The organism is Streptomyces sparsogenes (assembly GCF_001704635.1).
Taxonomy (GTDB): Bacteria; Actinomycetota; Actinomycetes; order Streptomycetales; family Streptomycetaceae; genus Streptomyces; species Streptomyces sparsogenes.
The window spans coordinates 61410-79164 of the sequence record NZ_MAXF01000100.1; the positions used below are offsets into that span (position 1 = coordinate 61410).

Annotated in this window: 16 protein-coding genes; 7 read left to right on the top strand and 9 right to left on the bottom strand. The window is 72.3% G+C overall.

The window, feature by feature from the left end; genetic code table 11:
* The first annotated feature begins 289 nt into the window (after positions 1 to 289).
* The 4 genes from serA to BBH68_RS21585 all read left to right on the top strand — a co-directional run bounded on the left by serA (position 290) and on the right by BBH68_RS21585 (position 5176).
* Positions 290 to 1894, top strand: a complete 1605-nt coding sequence (gene serA, locus BBH68_RS21570; protein ID WP_065965019.1) for a phosphoglycerate dehydrogenase — start codon at positions 290 to 292, stop codon at positions 1892 to 1894.
* A gap of 259 nt (positions 1895 to 2153) precedes the next feature.
* Positions 2154 to 2870: a TetR/AcrR family transcriptional regulator gene (locus BBH68_RS21575; RefSeq protein ID WP_425428831.1), complete on the top strand. Its 717-nt coding sequence runs from the start codon at positions 2154 to 2156 to the stop codon at positions 2868 to 2870.
* 103 nt (positions 2871 to 2973) lie between these two features.
* Positions 2974 to 4473: an MFS transporter gene (locus BBH68_RS21580; protein ID WP_065965020.1), complete on the top strand. Its 1500-nt coding sequence runs from the start codon at positions 2974 to 2976 to the stop codon at positions 4471 to 4473.
* A 118-nt stretch (positions 4474 to 4591) separates the two neighbouring features.
* Positions 4592 to 5176 carry a Uma2 family endonuclease gene (locus BBH68_RS21585; RefSeq protein WP_065965022.1) on the top strand — a complete coding sequence of 195 codons (585 nt, stop codon included), beginning with the start codon at positions 4592 to 4594 and terminating at the stop codon, positions 5174 to 5176.
* Here BBH68_RS21585 and BBH68_RS21590 read toward each other — a convergent pair.
* Together BBH68_RS21590 and BBH68_RS21595 are read right to left on the bottom strand one after the other, a co-directional pair.
* Entirely contained in the window at positions 5154 to 5561 is a 408-nt protein-coding gene (locus tag BBH68_RS21590; protein ID WP_143615376.1) for a hypothetical protein, read from the bottom strand. The two genes, BBH68_RS21585 and BBH68_RS21590, sit on opposite strands and share 23 nt — an antisense overlap.
* Positions 5555 to 6199 (bottom strand): TIGR03086 family metal-binding protein, encoded by a 645-nt coding sequence (locus BBH68_RS21595; protein ID WP_174589064.1) that lies wholly within the window; start codon positions 6197 to 6199, stop codon positions 5555 to 5557. The genes BBH68_RS21590 and BBH68_RS21595 overlap by 7 nt, the downstream gene beginning before the upstream one ends.
* 69 nt (positions 6200 to 6268) lie before the next feature.
* Between BBH68_RS21595 and pdxR the strand changes: the two genes are divergently transcribed.
* Positions 6269 to 7693, top strand: coding sequence for a MocR-like pyridoxine biosynthesis transcription factor PdxR (gene pdxR, locus BBH68_RS21600; RefSeq protein WP_065965024.1), 1425 nt, complete (start codon positions 6269 to 6271; stop codon positions 7691 to 7693).
* A 13-nt stretch (positions 7694 to 7706) separates the two neighbouring features.
* Here the strand turns inward: pdxR and BBH68_RS21605 are convergent, their stop codons facing one another.
* The 4 genes from BBH68_RS21605 to BBH68_RS21620 all read right to left on the bottom strand — a co-directional run bounded on the left by BBH68_RS21605 (position 7707) and on the right by BBH68_RS21620 (position 10891).
* Positions 7707 to 8207 carry a PPOX class F420-dependent oxidoreductase gene (locus tag BBH68_RS21605; RefSeq protein ID WP_065965025.1) on the bottom strand — a complete coding sequence of 167 codons (501 nt, stop codon included), beginning with the start codon at positions 8205 to 8207 and terminating at the stop codon, positions 7707 to 7709.
* 64 nt (positions 8208 to 8271) lie between these two features.
* Positions 8272 to 9750 carry an MFS transporter gene (locus BBH68_RS21610; RefSeq protein ID WP_065965027.1) on the bottom strand — a complete coding sequence of 493 codons (1479 nt, stop codon included), beginning with the start codon at positions 9748 to 9750 and terminating at the stop codon, positions 8272 to 8274.
* Between the two features lie 107 nt (positions 9751 to 9857).
* Positions 9858 to 10337, bottom strand: a complete 480-nt coding sequence (locus BBH68_RS21615; protein WP_065965029.1) for a MarR family winged helix-turn-helix transcriptional regulator — start codon at positions 10335 to 10337, stop codon at positions 9858 to 9860.
* Positions 10338 to 10390: 53 nt separating this feature from the next.
* Positions 10391 to 10891 carry a hypothetical protein gene (locus BBH68_RS21620; RefSeq protein WP_141713038.1) on the bottom strand — a complete coding sequence of 167 codons (501 nt, stop codon included), beginning with the start codon at positions 10889 to 10891 and terminating at the stop codon, positions 10391 to 10393.
* Positions 10892 to 10997: 106 nt separating this feature from the next.
* Between BBH68_RS21620 and BBH68_RS21625 the strand changes: the two genes are divergently transcribed.
* Positions 10998 to 12581 (top strand): IS1182 family transposase, encoded by a 1584-nt coding sequence (locus BBH68_RS21625; RefSeq protein ID WP_065960697.1) that lies wholly within the window; start codon positions 10998 to 11000, stop codon positions 12579 to 12581.
* A 62-nt stretch (positions 12582 to 12643) separates the two neighbouring features.
* On the opposite strand, the gene BBH68_RS21630 is transcribed toward BBH68_RS21625, so the two are convergent.
* Both BBH68_RS21630 and BBH68_RS21635 read right to left on the bottom strand, forming a co-directional pair.
* On the bottom strand, positions 12644 to 13597 hold the full coding sequence (locus tag BBH68_RS21630; protein ID WP_076970725.1) for a glycoside hydrolase family 6 protein: 954 nt from the start codon (positions 13595 to 13597) through the stop codon (positions 12644 to 12646).
* A 268-nt stretch (positions 13598 to 13865) separates the two neighbouring features.
* A complete protein-coding gene (locus tag BBH68_RS21635) occupies positions 13866 to 15536 on the bottom strand; it encodes an MFS transporter (RefSeq protein ID WP_065965034.1) in 1671 nt (556 codons plus the stop codon).
* 109 nt (positions 15537 to 15645) lie between these two features.
* Between BBH68_RS21635 and BBH68_RS21640 the strand changes: the two genes are divergently transcribed.
* Positions 15646 to 16320: a TetR/AcrR family transcriptional regulator gene (locus BBH68_RS21640; RefSeq protein WP_065965035.1), complete on the top strand. Its 675-nt coding sequence runs from the start codon at positions 15646 to 15648 to the stop codon at positions 16318 to 16320.
* Positions 16321 to 16348: 28 nt separating this feature from the next.
* Here the strand turns inward: BBH68_RS21640 and BBH68_RS21645 are convergent, their stop codons facing one another.
* Positions 16349 to 17707 (bottom strand): activator-dependent family glycosyltransferase, encoded by a 1359-nt coding sequence (locus BBH68_RS21645; protein ID WP_065965036.1) that lies wholly within the window; start codon positions 17705 to 17707, stop codon positions 16349 to 16351.
* Positions 17708 to 17755: the final 48 nt, after the last annotated feature.

Sequence of the window (17755 nt, forward strand, 5' to 3'; positions counted from 1 at the left end):
CTTGTGGCCTCGGGTGTGACGGGGAGCCTCGTCACACCCCGGGCCGTTACGGACCGGCCCCCCGGGCCCGCACCTCGGGGGGCCCGGTCCGCGTCTTGTCCATCATGCAAGACCACGTGCGGGTGATCCTGCCGCTATGGCGCAAAACGCCTACCGGACGCCACTACACTGCAGGGAACAAGCGCGTCAGGGCTCACAGCGTCGTGCGTCTTTCACGCGGCTGCCCCCCTTCACGCCTGCGGCCGTCGGGACGGCCGTCCGCATAGGACTAGTGAGGACTGAAGACCACGTGAGCACTGCCTCCACGGGTAAACCCGTCGTACTCATCGCCGAAGAGCTCTCTCCCGCCACGGTGGACGCCCTGGGCCCGGACTTCGAGATCCGCAGCTGCAACGGCGCGGACCGGGCCGAGCTGCTGCCCGCCATCGCCGACGTGGACGCGATCCTGGTGCGCAGCGCGACCAAGGTCGACGCGGAGGCCATCGCCGCGGCGAAGAAGCTGAAGGTGGTCGCCCGCGCCGGCGTCGGCCTGGACAACGTGGACGTCTCCGCCGCCACCAAGGCCGGCGTCATGGTCGTCAACGCCCCCACGTCCAACATCGTCACCGCCGCCGAGCTGGCCTGCGGCCTGCTGGTCGCCACGGCCCGCAACATCCCGCAGGCGAACGCGGCGCTGAAGAACGGCGAGTGGAAGCGCAGCAAGTACACGGGCGTGGAGCTGAGCGAGAAGACCCTCGGCGTCGTCGGCCTCGGCCGCATCGGCGTGCTGGTCGCCCAGCGGATGTCCGCCTTCGGCATGAAGATCGTCGCGTACGACCCCTATGTGCAGCCGGCGCGCGCCGCCCAGATGGGTGTCAAGCTGCTGTCGCTGGACGAGCTGCTCGAGGTCTCCGACTTCATCACGGTCCACCTCCCCAAGACCCCCGAGACCGTCGGCCTGATCGGCGACGAGGCGCTGCGCAAGGTCAAGCCCGAGGTCCGGATCGTCAACGCCGCGCGCGGCGGGATCGTCGACGAGGTGGCGCTGGCGGCGGCCCTCAAGGAGGGCCGGGTCGCGGCGGCCGGTCTGGACGTCTTCTCCAAGGAGCCGTGCACGGACTCCCCGCTCTTCGAGTTCGACAACGTGGTCGTCACCCCGCACCTGGGCGCCTCCACCGGCGAGGCCCAGGAGAAGGCGGGCATCGCGGTGGCCCGCTCGGTGCGCCTCGCCCTGGCGGGCGAGCTGGTCCCGGACGCGGTGAACGTGCAGGGCGGGGTCATCGCCGAGGACGTGCGCCCCGGGCTGCCGCTGGCCGAGAAGCTCGGCCGGATCTTCACCGCCCTCGCGGGCGAGGTCGCGGTCCGGCTGGACGTCGAGGTGTACGGTGAGATCACCCAGCACGACGTCAAGGTGCTCGAACTCTCCGCGCTCAAGGGCGTGTTCGAGGACATCGTCGACGAGACCGTGTCGTATGTGAACGCCCCGCTGTTCGCGCAGGAGCGCGGTGTCGAGGTGCGCCTGACGACCAGCTCGGAGTCCTCGGAGCACCGCAATGTGGTGACCGTGCGCGGCACCCTCTCCGGCGGCGACGAGGTCTCGATCTCCGGCACCCTGGCCGGCCCCAAGCACCAGCAGAAGATTGTCGCGGTCGGCGAGTACGACGTGGACCTGGCGCTCGCCGACCACATGGCCTTCCTGCGCTACACCGACCGCCCGGGTGTGGTCGGCACGGTGGGCCGCATCCTCGGCGAGGCGGGGATCAACATCGCCGGCATGCAGGTCTCGCGTTCGGCGGCGGGCGGCGCGGCGCTGGTCGCGCTGACCGTGGACGACACCATTCCGCAGCCGGTGCTCACCGAGATCGCCGAGGAGATCGGCGCCACCTCGGCCCGCTCGGTCAACCTGGTGGACTGAGCCCCGCAGGGTCCCCACGAGGCCCGGTCCCCGCTTCGGCGGGGGCCGGGCCTCGTCGCTTTTCCGGGCGTCTTCCGGGGCCCGGGCCGGGGTGGGGCGCGACACGCCGGGGCCTTTTTCATCACGTGTTGAATATCGCGGGCCCGATGGCTACGCTGAAACAGCTAAGTGGAGAAAAACTCTCCACCTAGCTCGTCCATGTGTCGTGCGCGTGTGCCGCTCCGTGCTGCCGCCGCGCGCTGCTCGCGGGAGGCCCGCCGTGTCCACCACCCCTCGTCCCGAGCCGGCCGACGCCCTCGGCGCCCCCGCCGACCGGCCCCGGCCGCCCCGGATGCGGGCCGACGCCCGCCGCAACCGCGAGCAGATCCTGCGCGCCGCCCGCGCCGTCTTCGCCGACCAGGGGCCGGACGCCCCCCTCGACGAGATCGCCCGCCGGGCCGGCGTCGGCATCGCGACGCTCTACCGGCGGTTCCCCGAGCGCGCCGACCTGATCCGGGCCGTGGCGATCGATGTCTTCACCGCCCTGGTCGAGGCCGCCCGCGAGGCGACCGACGCGGGCCGCGACCCGCTGGACGCGCTCCGCCGCTTCATGCACGCGGCCCTCGACCTCAAGATCGGCTCGGTGATGCCCACCCTCGTCGGCCGCGTCACCATCGACGAGATCCTGGAGGCCGTCCGCCAGGACGCCGCCGACCCCGTGGAGGAACTGCTCCGGCGGGCCCATGAGGCCGGTCTGATCCGGCCCGACATCGTCTTCGGCGACATCACCATGATGATCGTCCGGCTGTCCCGCCCGCTGCCCGGCGGCGGCATCCCGGAGGACGAGGCCCTCGCGCACCGCCAACTGGACGTATACGTCGACGGCCTGCGCCCCGCCGGCAGCGCCGGGCCGGGCACCCGGCTGCCCGGCCCGGCGCTGGACGCCGCCGCGTTCAAGCGCTTCAGAGGGCGGGTGATGGGCGGCGGGTCCGGCTGACCCGTCCGGCCGCTTCCGGAGCGATCCCGCGCCCGGCGAAACCCGCCGGGGGAACACCTCACCAAGCCCGCAATCTTCAGATAAGCCTCAGAAAGGCATCGTCATGTCCCAGCCCCTCGACACGCAGCCCGCGGTCAACCCCCGGCGCTGGCTGGCACTGCTCTTCATCGGCCTGGCCCAGCTGATGATCGTCCTCGACATCACCATCGTGAACATCGCCCTGCCCTCGGCCCAGCAGGACCTCGGGATCTCCGACGGCGACCGGCAGTGGGTCATCACCGCCTACACCCTGGCGTTCGGCAGCCTGCTGCTCCTCGGCGGCCGGATCGCCGACTACACCGGCCGCCGGCGCTCCTTCCTCATCGGCCTGATCGGCTTCGCCGCGGCCTCCGCGCTCGGCGGCGCGGCCCCCGGATTCGGCGTGCTCCTCGGGGCCCGCGCGCTCCAGGGCGCGTTCGCCGCGCTGCTCGCCCCCTCCGCGCTGTCCCTGCTCGCGGTGAGCTTCACCGAGCCGCGCGAGCGCGCCAAGGCCTTCGGCATCTTCGGCGCCATCGCGGCGGGCGGCGGCGCGATCGGCCTGGTCCTGGGCGGGGTGCTGACCGAGTACCTGGACTGGCGCTGGTGCCTGTACGTGAACGTGCCCATCGCCGTCGTCGCCGCCTTCAGCTGGTACGTCCTGCCCGTCGACGAGCCGGCCGAGGGCGGCCGCGCCCGCTTCGACCTCCCCGGCGCGCTGCTGGCCGTCTCCGGGCTGGTCGCGGTGGTGTACGGGTGCAGCGAGGCCGAATCCAAGGGCTGGGACTCGCTGACCGTGACCGGCCTGCTGACCCTGGGCGTGGTCCTGCTGGCCTCCTTCGTCCTGACCGAGCGCAGCGTCCCGCGCCCGCTGCTGCCGCTGCGGGTCGTGGCGGACCGCACGCGCGGCAGCGCCTACCTCGCGGTCGGCCTGTCGGTGGTCGGGATGTTCGCGATGTTCCTCTTCCTCACGTACTACATGCAGCGCGTCAAGGGCTACTCGGCGCTGGTCACCGGCGTGGCCTTCCTCCCGATGACCGCGGCCGTACTGGCGGCGGCGGGCGGCCTCGGCGCCCGACTGATCCCCAAGGTGCCGCCGCGCGTCCTGGTCGCCCCGGGCCTGCTCCTCGCGGCCGCCGGCGTGGCGCTGCTGATCCCGCTGGAGCCCGGCAGCTCGTACGCGGCCGGCGTGCTCCCCGCCGAACTCCTCGTCGGCTTCGGCATGGGCCTGGTGATGGCCCCGTCGATGAACTACGCCACCCACGGCGTTCAGCCCCAGGACGCGGGCATCGCCTCCGCCACGGTTAACACCGCCCAGCAGATCGGCGGTTCGATCGGCACGGCGATGCTCAACACGATCGCCGCCAGCACCACCAAGGACTACCTGGCCCCGGCGATCCGGGAGCGCCGGGTGACCCCGCAGCTCGGCAAGGAGGGGCTGGTCGAGGGCTTCTCCCACGCCTTCGTCTGGTCCTCGCTGATCCTCGCGGCCTCGGCGGTCGTGGTGGGCCTGCTGATGAACACCCCCCGGCCGAGCCGCCAGCCCGGCGCGGAGCAGACGGCGCCGCTTCCGGTGCACCTGGGGTAGGCCGCCCCGAAGCGGCGGTCAACGCCGGAGCTGCCCCTCACTCGTGTGGGGGGCAGCCCCGGCGTTCCGGCCCGCTACGCTTGGTGACGCGGCCAGAATCCCGTCCATGGGAGGAACCATGACTGCTGAACCGCTGCCGGCCTGGGCCTTTCCGCCCCCGGGCGGATTCACCGCGGACGACCTCGACCGCATCCCGGATCTCCCGCCGCACACCGAGCTGATCGACGGGAGCCTCGTTTTCGTGAGCCCGCAGAGGAGTTTTCATTCGCTGATCATGGACGTGCTGGTGCCCGCTCTGCGGGCGTGCGCGCCGCAGTCGCTCCGGGTGCGGCGCGAGATGACCATCGTCCTCGACAAGCGCAACCGCCCCGAGCCCGACATTCTGGTCCTGCGCGCAGAGGCCGTGTCACCCGAGGCGGTTGAAACGGGCTTCGAGGCCGCAGATGTCATGCTCGCGGTGGAGGTGGTGTCGCCGGAGTCGGAGGAGCGCGACCGCGACCGTAAGCCGCAGCTCTACGCCCGCGCGGGAATCCCGCACTTCTGGCTGGTCGAGCAGGGCGAGGGCCGCCGCCCGGTTGTCTACGTATTTGAGCTTGACCCGGTGACCCGCACGTACGTGCCGACCGGCATCCACCACGACCGGCTCAAGCTCCCGGTGCCGTTCACCATCGACATCGACCTCACCGAGATCGACCGGCTGTAGCCCCGGAGCCGGTGAGCAGACTGTAGGCCTCCCCCCAGATGCCCGTCTCGTCGAAGCGGGGAGCGACCCAGGTCGTCGCCTCGGCCGTGCCGCGCGTGCGGTACTTGCGCATGATCGCGACGTGTTCCGGCAGACCCACGAATCCGTGCAGGGCCTCCTCGCCCGTCCACACGGACACCGCGCCGCAGCGCCGGGCCAGCGGCGCGGTCCACAGCCACAGGCCGACCGCGCCGTCGAGCGTCGGCCAGGCGCGCCGCAGGTTGGCGGCCGCGCGGGCGATGCCGGGGAGGTCCCGGCGCGTGGTGAAGGTGAAGTCGGTGACGCTGACGAGGACCGGGCCGTCCGTGGCCGACTCCGGTCCCGGGCGCCAGCCGCTTCTCAGCACGGGCCACCTGTCCAGCACGGGCCACCTGTCCAGTGCGGGTCACCTGTCCAGTGCGGGTCACGGCCGAGCAGGGCGAGCAACCGGTGGTGCGGTGGGGCGTCGTCCGGGGAAGGGGCGCGCCGTTCGAAGGCGGCGCCGGGGCCGCGGCCCTCGTCCGGGACCCGCTCGGCGATGAGCAGCGCGGCGGCGGTCAGCTCTTCGCCGGGTTCCCATGGGGCGCCGATCGTCGCCGCGACGTCCCAGGCGTGGACGACGTAGTCCAGGACGTGGAAGCCGATCGCGACGCGGCCGGGGAAGGAGCCGCCGTCCCGCACCTCCGCGAGGGTGAACGGCCGCTCCAGCACGCCGGGTTCCGCGAACGCCTCGCCGACCAGCGCCGCTGACGCCTCGTACGCCGCGCGCGGGTCGCCGCCCAGGTCGCCGCGGCGCCAGACGGAAAGGGATCCGCCCGCGCCGCGCGCCGCGGCGGCGAACCCCTCGTTCTGGCTGACGAGATGGCGGAGCAGGCCGTGCAGCGTCCAGTCCGGGCAGGGGGTCGGGAGGGGCAGCTGGTCGTCCTTCACCTGGGCGACGACGCCGCCGGTGAGCGCCAGCGCCCGGCGGTCGAGCTCGTGGAGGTCCAGCTCTCGCAAGTTCATGATCCGCAGCCTAGGAACGGGCAATGGCTCAATACCAGGTCCAATAAGCCCGCATATGATTGAGCCAATATGGAGGTCCACGTCAGCCTCGACGGTCATCGCGACCTGTCCGGCCAGATCTACCGACAGGTCCGCGCCGCGATCCTCGACGGGCGGCTGCGCCCTGGCGATCCGCTGCCGCCGACCCGGGAGCTGGCCCGGCGGCTCGCGGTGGCCCGGAACACGGTCGGCGTGGCCTATGACCGGCTGGCGAGCGAGGGCTATCTGGACAGCCGGGTCGGCGCGGGCACCTTCGTGCGGGCGGTCGGCCGGACGCCGGGCCCCGCCACCACCGCCTCCGCCCTGCGACCACGCCCCGTCTGGGCCGGGATCTCCCCCTGGCCGGGCCCGATCGACGCCGAGCTGACGTCCGTCGCGTACGACCTGCGCGTAGGGCTGCCGGACGCCCGGCTGTTCCCGTACCAGACCTGGCGGCGGCTGGTCGCCCGCGAGTCGCGCCCCTCGGCCGCGCTCGCGCGGGGTTCCGGCCGGCCGGAGGGCCACGGCGGGCTGCGCGCGGCGATCGCGCGCCACATCGGCCTCTCGCGGGCGGTGCGGGCCGGCGCCGACGACGTGGTCGTGACCAACGGCATCCAGCAGGCCCTCGACCTGATCTGCCGGGTGATGACCGAGCCGGGTGATGTGGTCGTGGTGGAGGAGCCCGGCTATCCGCCGGCCCGTATGCTCTTCCGCTCGCTGGGCGCCAAGGTCGTGGGGGTCCCGGTGGACGCCGAGGGCCTGTGCGTGGACGCCCTCCCGGACCGGGCCCGCGTCGTGTACGTGACGCCCTCCCATCAGTTCCCCCTGGGAATGCCGATGTCGCTGCGGCGCCGGATGGCCCTCGTCGCGTGGGCCGAACGGCACGGCGCCGTCGTCATCGAGGACGACTACGACAGCGAGTTCCGCTACGGCGGGCGGCCGGTCGACCCGCTGCAGAGCGTGGACCGGGCCGGGCACGTGATCTATGTGGGCTCGTTCTCCAAGGTCATGCTGCCCTCCCTGAGGATCGGCTTCCTCGTCGCGCCCGCCCCGCTGCGGGACGCGCTGCGCGCGGCGAAGTACGTCACCGACTGGAGCACCGCCCTCCCCACCCAGGCGGCGCTGGCCCGCTTCATCGACGACGGCCTGCTCGCCCGGCACATCCGCCGGATGCGGCAGGAGTACGCCGCACGGCACGAACTGATCACGGCCGCGCTCGCGGGGTCGTACGCGGACCGGCTCGAGGTGGTCCCTTCCTCGGCCGGTCTGCATGTGACCGCCTACACCACGGGTGACCTGGCCGAGCCCGTCCGCCTCGCCGAACTGGCGACGCGGGCCCGCGCCTCGGGGGTGGCGCTCTACACCCTGCCCGAGGTGGCCATGTGCGGCTCCGTACGCCCGGGGCTCGTCTTCGGCTACGGCGCGATCGCAGCGCCGGACATCGGTCCGGCGCTGCGGCGGCTGTTCGGCGACTGAGCGAACGGCGGGATCAGTCGCTGGTGGGGATGTCGAGGGCCGTTCCGTACAGGCGGGACACCCGGATCCTGATCACCACCCGCCGGTCCGCCACCATCTGCTCCAGGAACGCCGCCTCGTCCTTCGGGTCGTCGAAACCGGGGGTCAGGGCGAGCAGTTCGCGCCCGACCGCGTCACCGGGCACGGTCGTCACCTCGGATATCTCCGCCTCGCCCTCGGCGACGGCGAACGACCAGACGTTCGGCCCGCTCACGTGCAGGGCGGCATGCGGGTCGCGGCGCAGTTGACGCACCTTGAGGCGGTCGGCCGTGGTGGAGATCCGGACCACGCGTTCCTCGGGGCTCCAGTGGTGGAGCACGGTCGACAGGTGGGGGTGGCCGCTGCGCTTGACCGTGGCGAGCACCGCGAACTGCTGCTCCCGCAGAAGCCGGGACAGTTCCTCGTCGGTGAGCGGCCGGGGCGCGGGTCCGGCGCCCGGCTTCTGCTCTTCTTCGTTCGCCACGCGCGTCTTCATGGGGTGGGGCCTTTCGCTGCTGGTGAGGGGAGGAAGAGGGGAGGAGGGGCGGAGGGAGGGGACGTCAGGCGGCCGTGAGGTGCGTGGTGGCCGGGTCGGCGTCGCTCGGGGCCGGGTGCGGCTGCCGCTTCGCCTGGCGGAGCACGGTGAACGCGACGGCGAAGGCGGCGACGAGGAGACCGGTGCCGACGGTGAAGGCCAGGTGGTAGCCGCCGGTCAGCGCCTCGGCCCGGCTCTCGCCCGCCGCGAGCAGCCGGTCGCTGCGGGAGGCCGCCAGGGTGGACAGCACCGCGACGCCCAGGCTCATGCCGATCTGCTGGGTGGTGTTGAACAGTCCGGAGGCGAGCCCGGCGTCGTCGGCCTTGGCGCCGGACATGCCGAGGGTGGTCAGCGCCGGGAGCGCGAGCCCGAAGCCGGCGGCGAGCAGCATCACGGGGAGGAGGTCGGTGAGGTAGTCGGCGTGGACGGGCACGCGGGTGAGCAGCCCGAGGGTGCCCATCAGCAGCACGAGCCCCGTCAGCAGCACATTGCGTTCGCCGAAGCGGGCGTTGAGCCGGGCGGAGACGCTCAGGGAGACCACGCCGATGACGGCGGCGGCCGGGAGCATGGCCAGGCCGGTCTTGGCGGCGCCGTAGCCCTGGACCTTCTGCAGGTAGAGCGCGACGACGATCTGGAAGGAGAAGAGGGCCGCCACCATGAGCATTTGGATGAGGTTGGCCCCCGCGACGCTGCGCGAGCGGAGGATCCGCAGCGGCATGAGCGGGGTGCGGGCGGTGGCCTGGCGGACGACGAACGCGGTGAGCAGGAGGAGCGAGAGGGCGCCGAGGCCGAGCGTGGGCGCCGCGGTCCAGCCGTGGTCCTCCACCTTGACGACGGTGTAGATCCCCAGCATCAGCCCCGCCGTGACGAAGAGCGCGCCGATGACGTCGGCTCCGGCGCGGAGGCCGATCCCGCGGTCGGCGGGCAGGACGGGGACGGCGATCGCCAGGGCCGCGACGCCGATGGGCAGGTTGATGAGGAAGATCCAGTGCCAGTTGAGGGCGTCGGTGAGGACGCCGCCGAGCACCTGGCCGATCGAGGCGCCGGCCGCCCCGGTGAAGCTGAACACGGCGATCGCCTTGGCGCGCTCCTTGGGCTCGGTGAACAGCGTCACGAGAATGCCCAGGCTGACGGCGGAGGCCATCGCGCTGCCGACCCCTTGCAGGAACCGGGCGGCGATCAGGACGGCGGGGGAGGTGGCGGCGGCCGCCAGGAGCGAGGCGGCGGTGAACACCGCGGTGCCCGCCAGGAACATGCGCTTGCGGCCGATCAGGTCGCCGAGCCGCCCCGCGAACAGGAGCAGGCTGCCGAACGCGATCAGGTAGGCGTTGACGACCCAGCTCAGGCCGGCGGGCGAGAAGCCCAGGTCGTCCTGGATGGCCGGCATCGCCACGGTCACGATGGAGCCGTCAAGGATGATCATCAGCATCCCCGTGGCGATGACCCCGAGGGCGAGCCGACGTGAGCGGGATACGGCGGGAGGGGAGGCGGAAACAGCGGGCATAACGGTCTCTCCTGTCACGGATGACGCCGACTGGCGCGACAAGAAAGACCGTAGCAGATAGTTCTGTTGCAGACGATCTCTTTCGGTCCTGTTCCGGTCTGGCCCTCCTACTGGCGCGCCCGCCGGGCCGGCCGAGGGGTCTCCGCCGGGGTGGCCAGATGTCCTTCGGCGAGCTGGTTCAGGCCCCGCAGCAAGGTGGCCCGGTCGGACGCGGGGAGGGAGGCCAGCGCCTCCCGGTGCACCCGGTCGACGATCTCCTGGCTGCGCTCGGCGACCCGGGCGCCCTCCTCGGTGACGGCGATGATCCGGGCTCGCCGGTCCCGGCTGGAGGGGCGGCGCTCGGCGAGGCCGGCCTCCTCCAGGGCGTCCACCGTCACCACCATCGTGGTCTTGTCCATGTCCCCCAGCTCGGCGAGCTGGGCCTGGGTGCGCTCCTCCTCCAGGGCGTGGACCAGGACGCAGTGCATCCGCGCCGTCAGCCCGATCTCGGCGAGCGCCGCGGCCATCCGGGTCCGCAGGACGTGGCTGGTGTGGTCCAGGAGGTACGACAGGTCCGGTTCATTGCGTGTGGGTGCCATGGCGGTCATGCCTGCCAGGGTAACAATTCGATCCGTGGCGGATTATCCGGAAGAAGACCGAGTCAGCCCCGGCCGCTCCCCACGTCGGCCCGCATGGCGGAGCGCAGGGCGGCTATCGCGTCGATGTACTCGCGGTGGGCGCCGTCCCACTCGGCGGCCCCGGGCCCGCCGTCCTCCGGTGCGCCGCGCCGGCCGAGGCCGACCTCGGTCGTGCCCATGAGGTTCCGCATCGCGCGCAGCGCGCGGTACGCCGTGTCGGCGGCGTCGGCGACGGGTGGGGGAGCGACCAGCGCGATCTCGTAGTTCAGGGCGAGCAGGGAGTGGCCGCGCCAGGCGGCCCGCAGATCGACCTCGTCCACGGGGGTCCGCTGACGGACGGCGAGCAGTTGCAGCTCGCCGTCCGTGCTGGTGAGGGCCTCGAGATAGCGCGCGTACAGCTGCTGCCTGAGCTGGTCCAGCTGATGGCCCCGCTCGCGTTTCGAGCGGACGGTCTCACCCAGCAGCGTCGATCCGACCCCCACCATCGCGCCGATCAGCGTGCTCACGGGCGTAGTCCAGTCCATGGGCCGTAAGCGTAGGGCGAAGGCGTGGGGGTCTAGAAGATTCATGAAGATCTTGGGGTTCTGGCCCCGCCGTGTGAGCGGCGGGGCCAGACTCGTTGTTGTGGTGATGGGTGAATGGTCCGGAGAGACGGTCGGGCCGGATGTGTGGGAGACCTGCCGGGAGTTGATTCCGGCGGGGAGTGTGTTCGCGTTCCTGGCCGAGCATCGTGGTGCGCTGTTTCCGGTGGAGATGTTCGCGGACATGTATCCATCGGCGAACGGGCGGCCGAGCATGCCCCCGCAGATCCTGGCCGCTGCGATCACCCTGCAGGCCCTGCACGGGCTATCGGACTTCGAGACGGTCCAGGAACTGCGCTGCGACCTGCGGTGGAAGGCCGCCTGCGGGCTGGGCCTCAACGACATGGCCTTCGACCCGTCGCTCCTGGCCTACTTCCGCCGTCGTCTGGGCCGTTCCACCCGCCCGAACCGGGTCTTTGAGGCCGTGCGTGAAGTCGTGAAGGCCACCGGTGTCCTCAAGGGCAAGCACCGCCGGGCACTGGACTCCACCGTCCTCGATGACGCGGTGGCCACCCAGGACACCGTCACCCAGATCATCTCCGCGATCCGCCGGGTGATCCGCGAGGTCCCCGGAGGCGAGGAGACGGCGGCGCAGTGGTGCCGCGCGCACGACTACACCGACCCGGGCAAGCCGAGGATCGCCTGGGCCGACGAGCAAGCACGCGCCACGCTGATCGACGCGCTGGTCACCGACGCGATCAACCTGCTCGGACACCTGCCCGAGCGGGAACTCGGCGAGAAGGCGGCGAACGCGGTGGGCCTGCTGGCCCTGGTCGCGGGCCAGGACGTGGAGCCGGCCGAAGACTCCGACGGGCGTGACGGACGCTGGCGCATCGCCCGGCGCACAGTCGCGGACCGGACCGTGTCCACCGTCGATGCGGACGCACGCCACATCCACAAAAACCGCACCCGCCACCAGGACGGCTTCAAAGGACATGCGTCCTTCGAGCCGGAGACCGGGCTGTTCACCGCCGTCGCGCTCACCAGCGGCCACGGCTCCGACAACCACGAGGCCGCCGTCGCCACCCGCCTGCTCGCCGACGAGGAACCGGACACGCGGTTAACCGTGCTCGGCGATTCCGCCTACGGCACCGGCGACCTGCGTGCACACCTGCAGGCCGACGGCCATACCCCGGTCATCAAGCCGCCGCCGCTGCGGCAGGCCGTCCCCGGCGGTTTCACCATCGACGACTTCCACATCGACCTGGCGGCCGGCACCGCGACCTGCCCGGCCGGACACACCGCCAACCTCGGACAGGTCAAAGCCGACGGTGCCCGCACCGCTCAGTTCAAGCACCTGTGCACCAACTGTCCCCTGCGCGGGCGCTGCACCAGGTCCAAGACCGGGCGCACCCTCAACGTCCACCCCCAGCGCGAACTGCTGTCCGCGGCCCGCCACCAGGCGGCCACCGACCCCGCCTGGCAGGACGAATACCGCAGATGGCGGCCCCCGGTCGAACGCGCCATCGCCTGGCTGGTCGCCAAGGGAAACCGTCGAGTCCGCTACCGCGGCGTCATCGCCAACAACATCTGGCTCCACCACCGCGCCGCCGCCCTCAACCTCCGCCGGCTGATCAACCTCGGACTCACCCGAACCAGCGGCACCTGGCACCTCACCCCAGCCACCCCATAGCCAAGAGGGGGCCACCCGGCCTCCGGCCGGATGGCCCCCTCTTCAAGATCTTCATGAGCCTTCTAGCCCGCCAACTCGTACGCGTAGTCGGGCGAGAAGCTGCCCGCCGGGCCCGCGCAGCCGTCCAGCTCGCCGGGCAGCTTGATCCACAGGTAGGCGTCGATGGCCGGGTCGCCGGTGTTCGCTGTCGGGTTCTCGCCCAGCTTGCGGCCGTGCGGGTCGCACCAGGCGTTGTCGGGGGCGGGGCCGTTGCCGTTGCGGCTGGTGTCGATGACGGCGGTCAGCCCCGAGCCGCCGAGCTGGCCCAGCACGCTCTTGGCGAAGGCGACCTCATTGGCGGTGCGCTGGTAGTTGGAGACATTGCTGTAGATGCCGTCGCCGCTGGTCAGCACGCCCGCCGCGCGCAGCCGGGAAGCCTGCGTGGCGGCGCTGTTCCACGCGGAGTGCCCGGCGTCGAAGTAGACCCGGGCCTTCGGGTTCGCGGCGTGGATGGCGTTCGCGGCCCGGGCGAGCGAGGCGTAGCGGCCGCTCAGCTCGCCGGCCGACAGACAGCTGATGAGCGCGATCGAGTCCGGTTCGAGGATGACGATCGAGGACCCGGTGCCCAGCCCGGCGGCGAAGTCGCGCGCCCAGGCGTCGTACGCGGCGAGGTCGGGGGCGCCGCCCGCGGAGGCGCCGCCGCAGTCCCGGTTGGGGATCATGTAGGCGACGAGGACGGGTACCTGGCCCTTGGCGGCCGCCGCTGAGGTCACCTTGTGGACGTCCGCGGTGACGGTGGAGGGGGAGTAGCGGGCGAACCAGACGGCCTGCGGCTGGCCGGCTATCCGCGAGGCTATGCGTGGCCGGCGCGAGTCGTTCGGGTTGGCGGCGACCCACTTGCTGACCTGGGAGTCGGGGTCGGTGAAGAACGTCGTACCGCCGGGCAGTTCACCCGCGACGGCTCGGGGTGCGTGACCCGCCCCCACCAGGAACACGGTGGCGAGGGCGGCGGTCACCAACGCTCGGGCGAGGCGCACGGGGCATCAGTCCTCTCGGGGGAATGCGGGGACGTCGAAGACGTCAGGGGACGGTGCGAAACGAGGGGCGCTCTGTGCTCTGGTTGCCGCCGTGCGGCGGAAGGTTGCCGTCGGATTCGACGAGAATTCGAGTCAAGTTCCAGGTGGTCCCGAGGTGTTGGGGCGGCGGGGGCGGGGGTCGGCCCCGGAACGGCGGCGACCCCGCCCGGGGGTGGGCGGGGTCGTGTCCGACTGGAGCTGGGGTGGGTGTGGTGGCTGCGGGGCGGGGTCAGCTGCTCGCCACCGTCTCGGGGTGTCCGAGTTCGCGCGGTGCCGTCTCCCGCGCGGCACCGGGCCCGTACGGCTCGCCGTACGGCTCCGAGTCGGTACCGGCCCCGTCGGCCGCGTCGGCTCCTTCTTCCCCGGCGGGCGCCGCGACCCGTACGTGCCGCAGGGCGACGGCCGCCAGGACCGCGGCCGCGACCAGGACCAGCGCCCCGGCCACCGCGGCCACCCGCATGCCCTCGGTGAACGCCTCGCGCGCCGCGCCCAGCACCTCGTCCCCGGCCCGTCCGGACAGCCGGCCCGCCACGGCCACCGCGCCGCCCAGCGTCTCGCGCGCCGCGTCCAGCGCCTGGGACGGCAGGCCGGATCCCGCACCGGAGGGCAGCTCGTCCGCCATCTCGTGGCGGTAGACGGCGTTGCCCACGACACCGAGCAGGGCCATCCCCAGCGCCCCGCCGAACTCCTGGCCGGTCTCCAGCAGGGACGAGGCGGAACCCGCCTTCTCCGCCGGGGCGGTGCCCATCGCCATGTCGGTGACCAGCGACATCACGATGACGATGCCGGAGGCGAGAACACCCGCCGCGATCAGCACGAGCCACAGCGAGTCGGTGCCGGCGAGGGTCAGCAGCCCGAAGCCGGCGGCCGCGACGAGGAAGCCGCCGCCGATGACGTACGCGCGGTTCACCTTCCGTGCGATCGCGGCCGACGCGGGACCGGCGGCGCCCACCATGACGGAGGGCAGCAGGCTCCACAGCGCGGCCTCCAGGGGACCCTTGCCGAGCACCGACTGGAGGTACTGGGTGGTGAAGAGGGCGGAGCCCATCATCGCGAACGAGGCCATGAGGTTGAGCCCGATCGAGGTCCCGAAGCCGCGGCCGCGGAAGAGCCCGGGGCTGATCATGGGGTGCGCGTGGGTGCGCTGGCGGTGTACGAAGACCGCGCCGACGACCAGCCCGGCCGCGATCCACAGCGCGCGCGGCCCGCTGAACCCGTGGGCCGCCGTCTCCTTCAGCCCGTAGATCACCGGCAGCACCGCGCCCATGGACAGCGGCACGCCCAGCAGGTCGAAGCGGCCGGGGGCCGGGTCCTTGAACTCGGGGACCAGGACCGGGGCGAGCACCAGCAGCAGCACCATCACCGGGGTGTTGACGAGGAAGACCGAACCCCACCAGAAGTGGCTCAGCATCACCCCGCTCAGCACCGAGCCGAGCGCCACCCCGCCGGCCATGGCGCCGGACCAGATGCCGATCGCGGTGGCGCGCTGCGCCGGGTCCTGGAAGAGGTTGCGGCTGAGCGCCATCGTCGAGGGCATCAGGGTCGCGCCGCCGACGCCGAGCAGCGCGCGGGCCGCGATCAGCATCTCGGCGCTGTCCGCGTAGGCGGCCGCGACCGAGGCGACGCCGAAGGCCGCGGCGCCCATCATCAGCAGCTTCCGCCGCCCGATCCGGTCGCCGAGCGACCCCATCGTGATGAGCAGCCCGGCGAGGGCGAAGCCGTAGATGTCGAAGATCCACAGCTGCTGGGTGGAGCTGGGGTGCAGCTCCTCGCTGATGGCGGGGAGCGCGAAGTACAGCACCGAGACGTCCATGGACACCAGGAGCAGCGGAAGCATCAGGACCGCGAAGGCGGTCCATTCCCGGCGCCCGGCACGGGGTTGGGCGGAAGTCGAAGTCATGACGAGGACTATACGAGCGTATTAAACGCCTGTCTAGTACGGCCGTATGAGACGTGTGTATTGGACGGTCGTCTTGGACGCTCGTATGGCGTCCGGATAGGGTGAGGGCATGGGACATCGTGAGGATCTGCTGGCCGGCGCCAAGCGCTGCCTGCTGGAAAAGGGCTGGTCGCGCACCACGGCGCGGGACATCGTGGCCGCCTCGGGCGCCAATCTGGCGTCCATCGGCTACCACTACGGCTCCAAGGACGCCTTGATGAGAGAGGCCCTGTTCGCGGCCATGAGCGACTGGGCGGACGACGTCGAGCGGTCCTTGAGGGAAGAGGCGTCCTCACCCGCGTCCGCCGCGGGCCCGGCGGCGGAGTTCGAGGCGGGGTGGACTCGGGTGCTCGAACTGTTCGGCAAGCACCAGGCGGTGTGGCGCGCCCAGCTCGAGGCGGTCATGCGGATCGAGGGGGACCCGGAGCTGCGCGAGGCCTTCGGGCGGGCACAGCCGGAGGGGCACAGCGGGCTGGTGGCCCTGTTCCACGGGATCCCGGAGGAGGAGGTCGACGAGGAGACCGCGCGGATCATGGGCTCGTTCTATATGACGCTGATGGGCGGAATGGCCGTCCAGATGGCCATCGACCCCGCCCGCACTCCCAGCGCCCGGGACCTGACGGAGGCGATGCGCCGCATCGTGTCCGGGCCGCGCCCGGGCCCGGTGGCGGAGGCGGGCCCGGTGGCGGAGGGGGATCCGGCGGCGGAGGCGGGCCCGGCGGCGGACGCGGGCCCGGTCGGCTGACGCGGGCCCGGTCGACTGACGGCTGGTCCTACGGCGCGACCCCGACCCCCGGCCCGTCCCCTCGGAAGTCGCGGGTCAGCTTCTCCAGCGTGGGGACGAGGTCGTTGGGGGTCGGCGCGTCGAGCATCTCCCGCCGCAGCCGCGCGGCCGACTCCCGGTACGACGGCTCTTCCAGCAGTCGGACCAGCCCCTCGCGCAGGGTCTCGGCCGTCACCTCCGAGGCGTGCAGATACGCGCCGCCGCCCTGGGCGTCGAGCACGGCGGCCTTGGCCCACCAGTCCGAGAACCGGATCGGGAGCAGGAACTGCGGCACACCGTGCAGCAGCGCCGCCGACCAGCCGCCGAAGCCGCCGTGGTGGACGACCGCGGAACAGCTCGGCACGATCGTGTGGAGGGGCACGAAGTCCACGATCCGGGTGTTGTCCGGCACCCGCCGCAGGCTGCCGGACTCCTGGGGCGGGAGCGAGGCGACGAACTCGATGTCGAGGTCGGCCACGGCGTCCAGGATCTCCGGCACGGGCAGGTGGGAGGCGCCGATGACCGAGGCCGTGGAGGATCCCGGGCTGAAGCACACCCGGGGCCGGTCGGGCGCGCGCCGCACCCAGTCGGGCTCCACCGACGGGCCGTTGTAGGGCGCGTAGCGCACCGCCACGCGCCGTACGCCCAGGGGGAGTTGAAGACTCGCCGGGCCCTGGTCGATGGTCCACTGGCCGGTGGTGACCTCCTCCGCGAAGTCGCTGCCGTGCCGCCGGAGATGGCCGGTCAGCCAGTCGCCGAGCGGATCCTCGGGACGCTCCGCGGGCTGCCGCCCCGCCAGTTCGAGGAACACCCCGCGCATCGCCGAGTAGATGTCCACGTTCCACAGCAGCCGGGCGTGGGCCGCGCCCACGACCCGGGCCGCCACGGCCCCCGCGTAGGCGAGCGGCGACCAGATCACCAGGTCGGGCCGCCAGGAGCGGGCCAGCTCCACCAGGTCGTCGACCATGGAGTCGTTGTACACGCGGTACAGCCGTTCCACGTTGACCTGGTATTTCGTCAGCACGCTCGGCCAGGTCTCCCGCTCCACACCGGGCTCGGACCAGTCCATGGCCTCGTTCTCCAGGAGGCCGTACAGCGTGCGGTACAGCTCCCTGGCCCCGGCGCGGTCGTCCCGCTTGCGGGCGTCGATGATCCGCGCGGACAGCTCCCGGTAGGGGGCGAAGGCATCGCCCATCCGGTGGTCGGTGCCGACGGGCGTCGCGGTGAGACCGGAGTGGGTGATGGCGTCGGTGACGGCCGGATTGCCGGCGACCCGCACCTCGTGCCCCGCCGTCGTCAGGGCCCAGGCCAGCGGAACCATCGTGTACAGATGTGACTTCTCGGAAACCGTCGCGAACAGCACGCGCATCGGTGGCGTTCCTTCTCTCGTGAGTGCGGCCGTGCTCCGGCGCCGCGG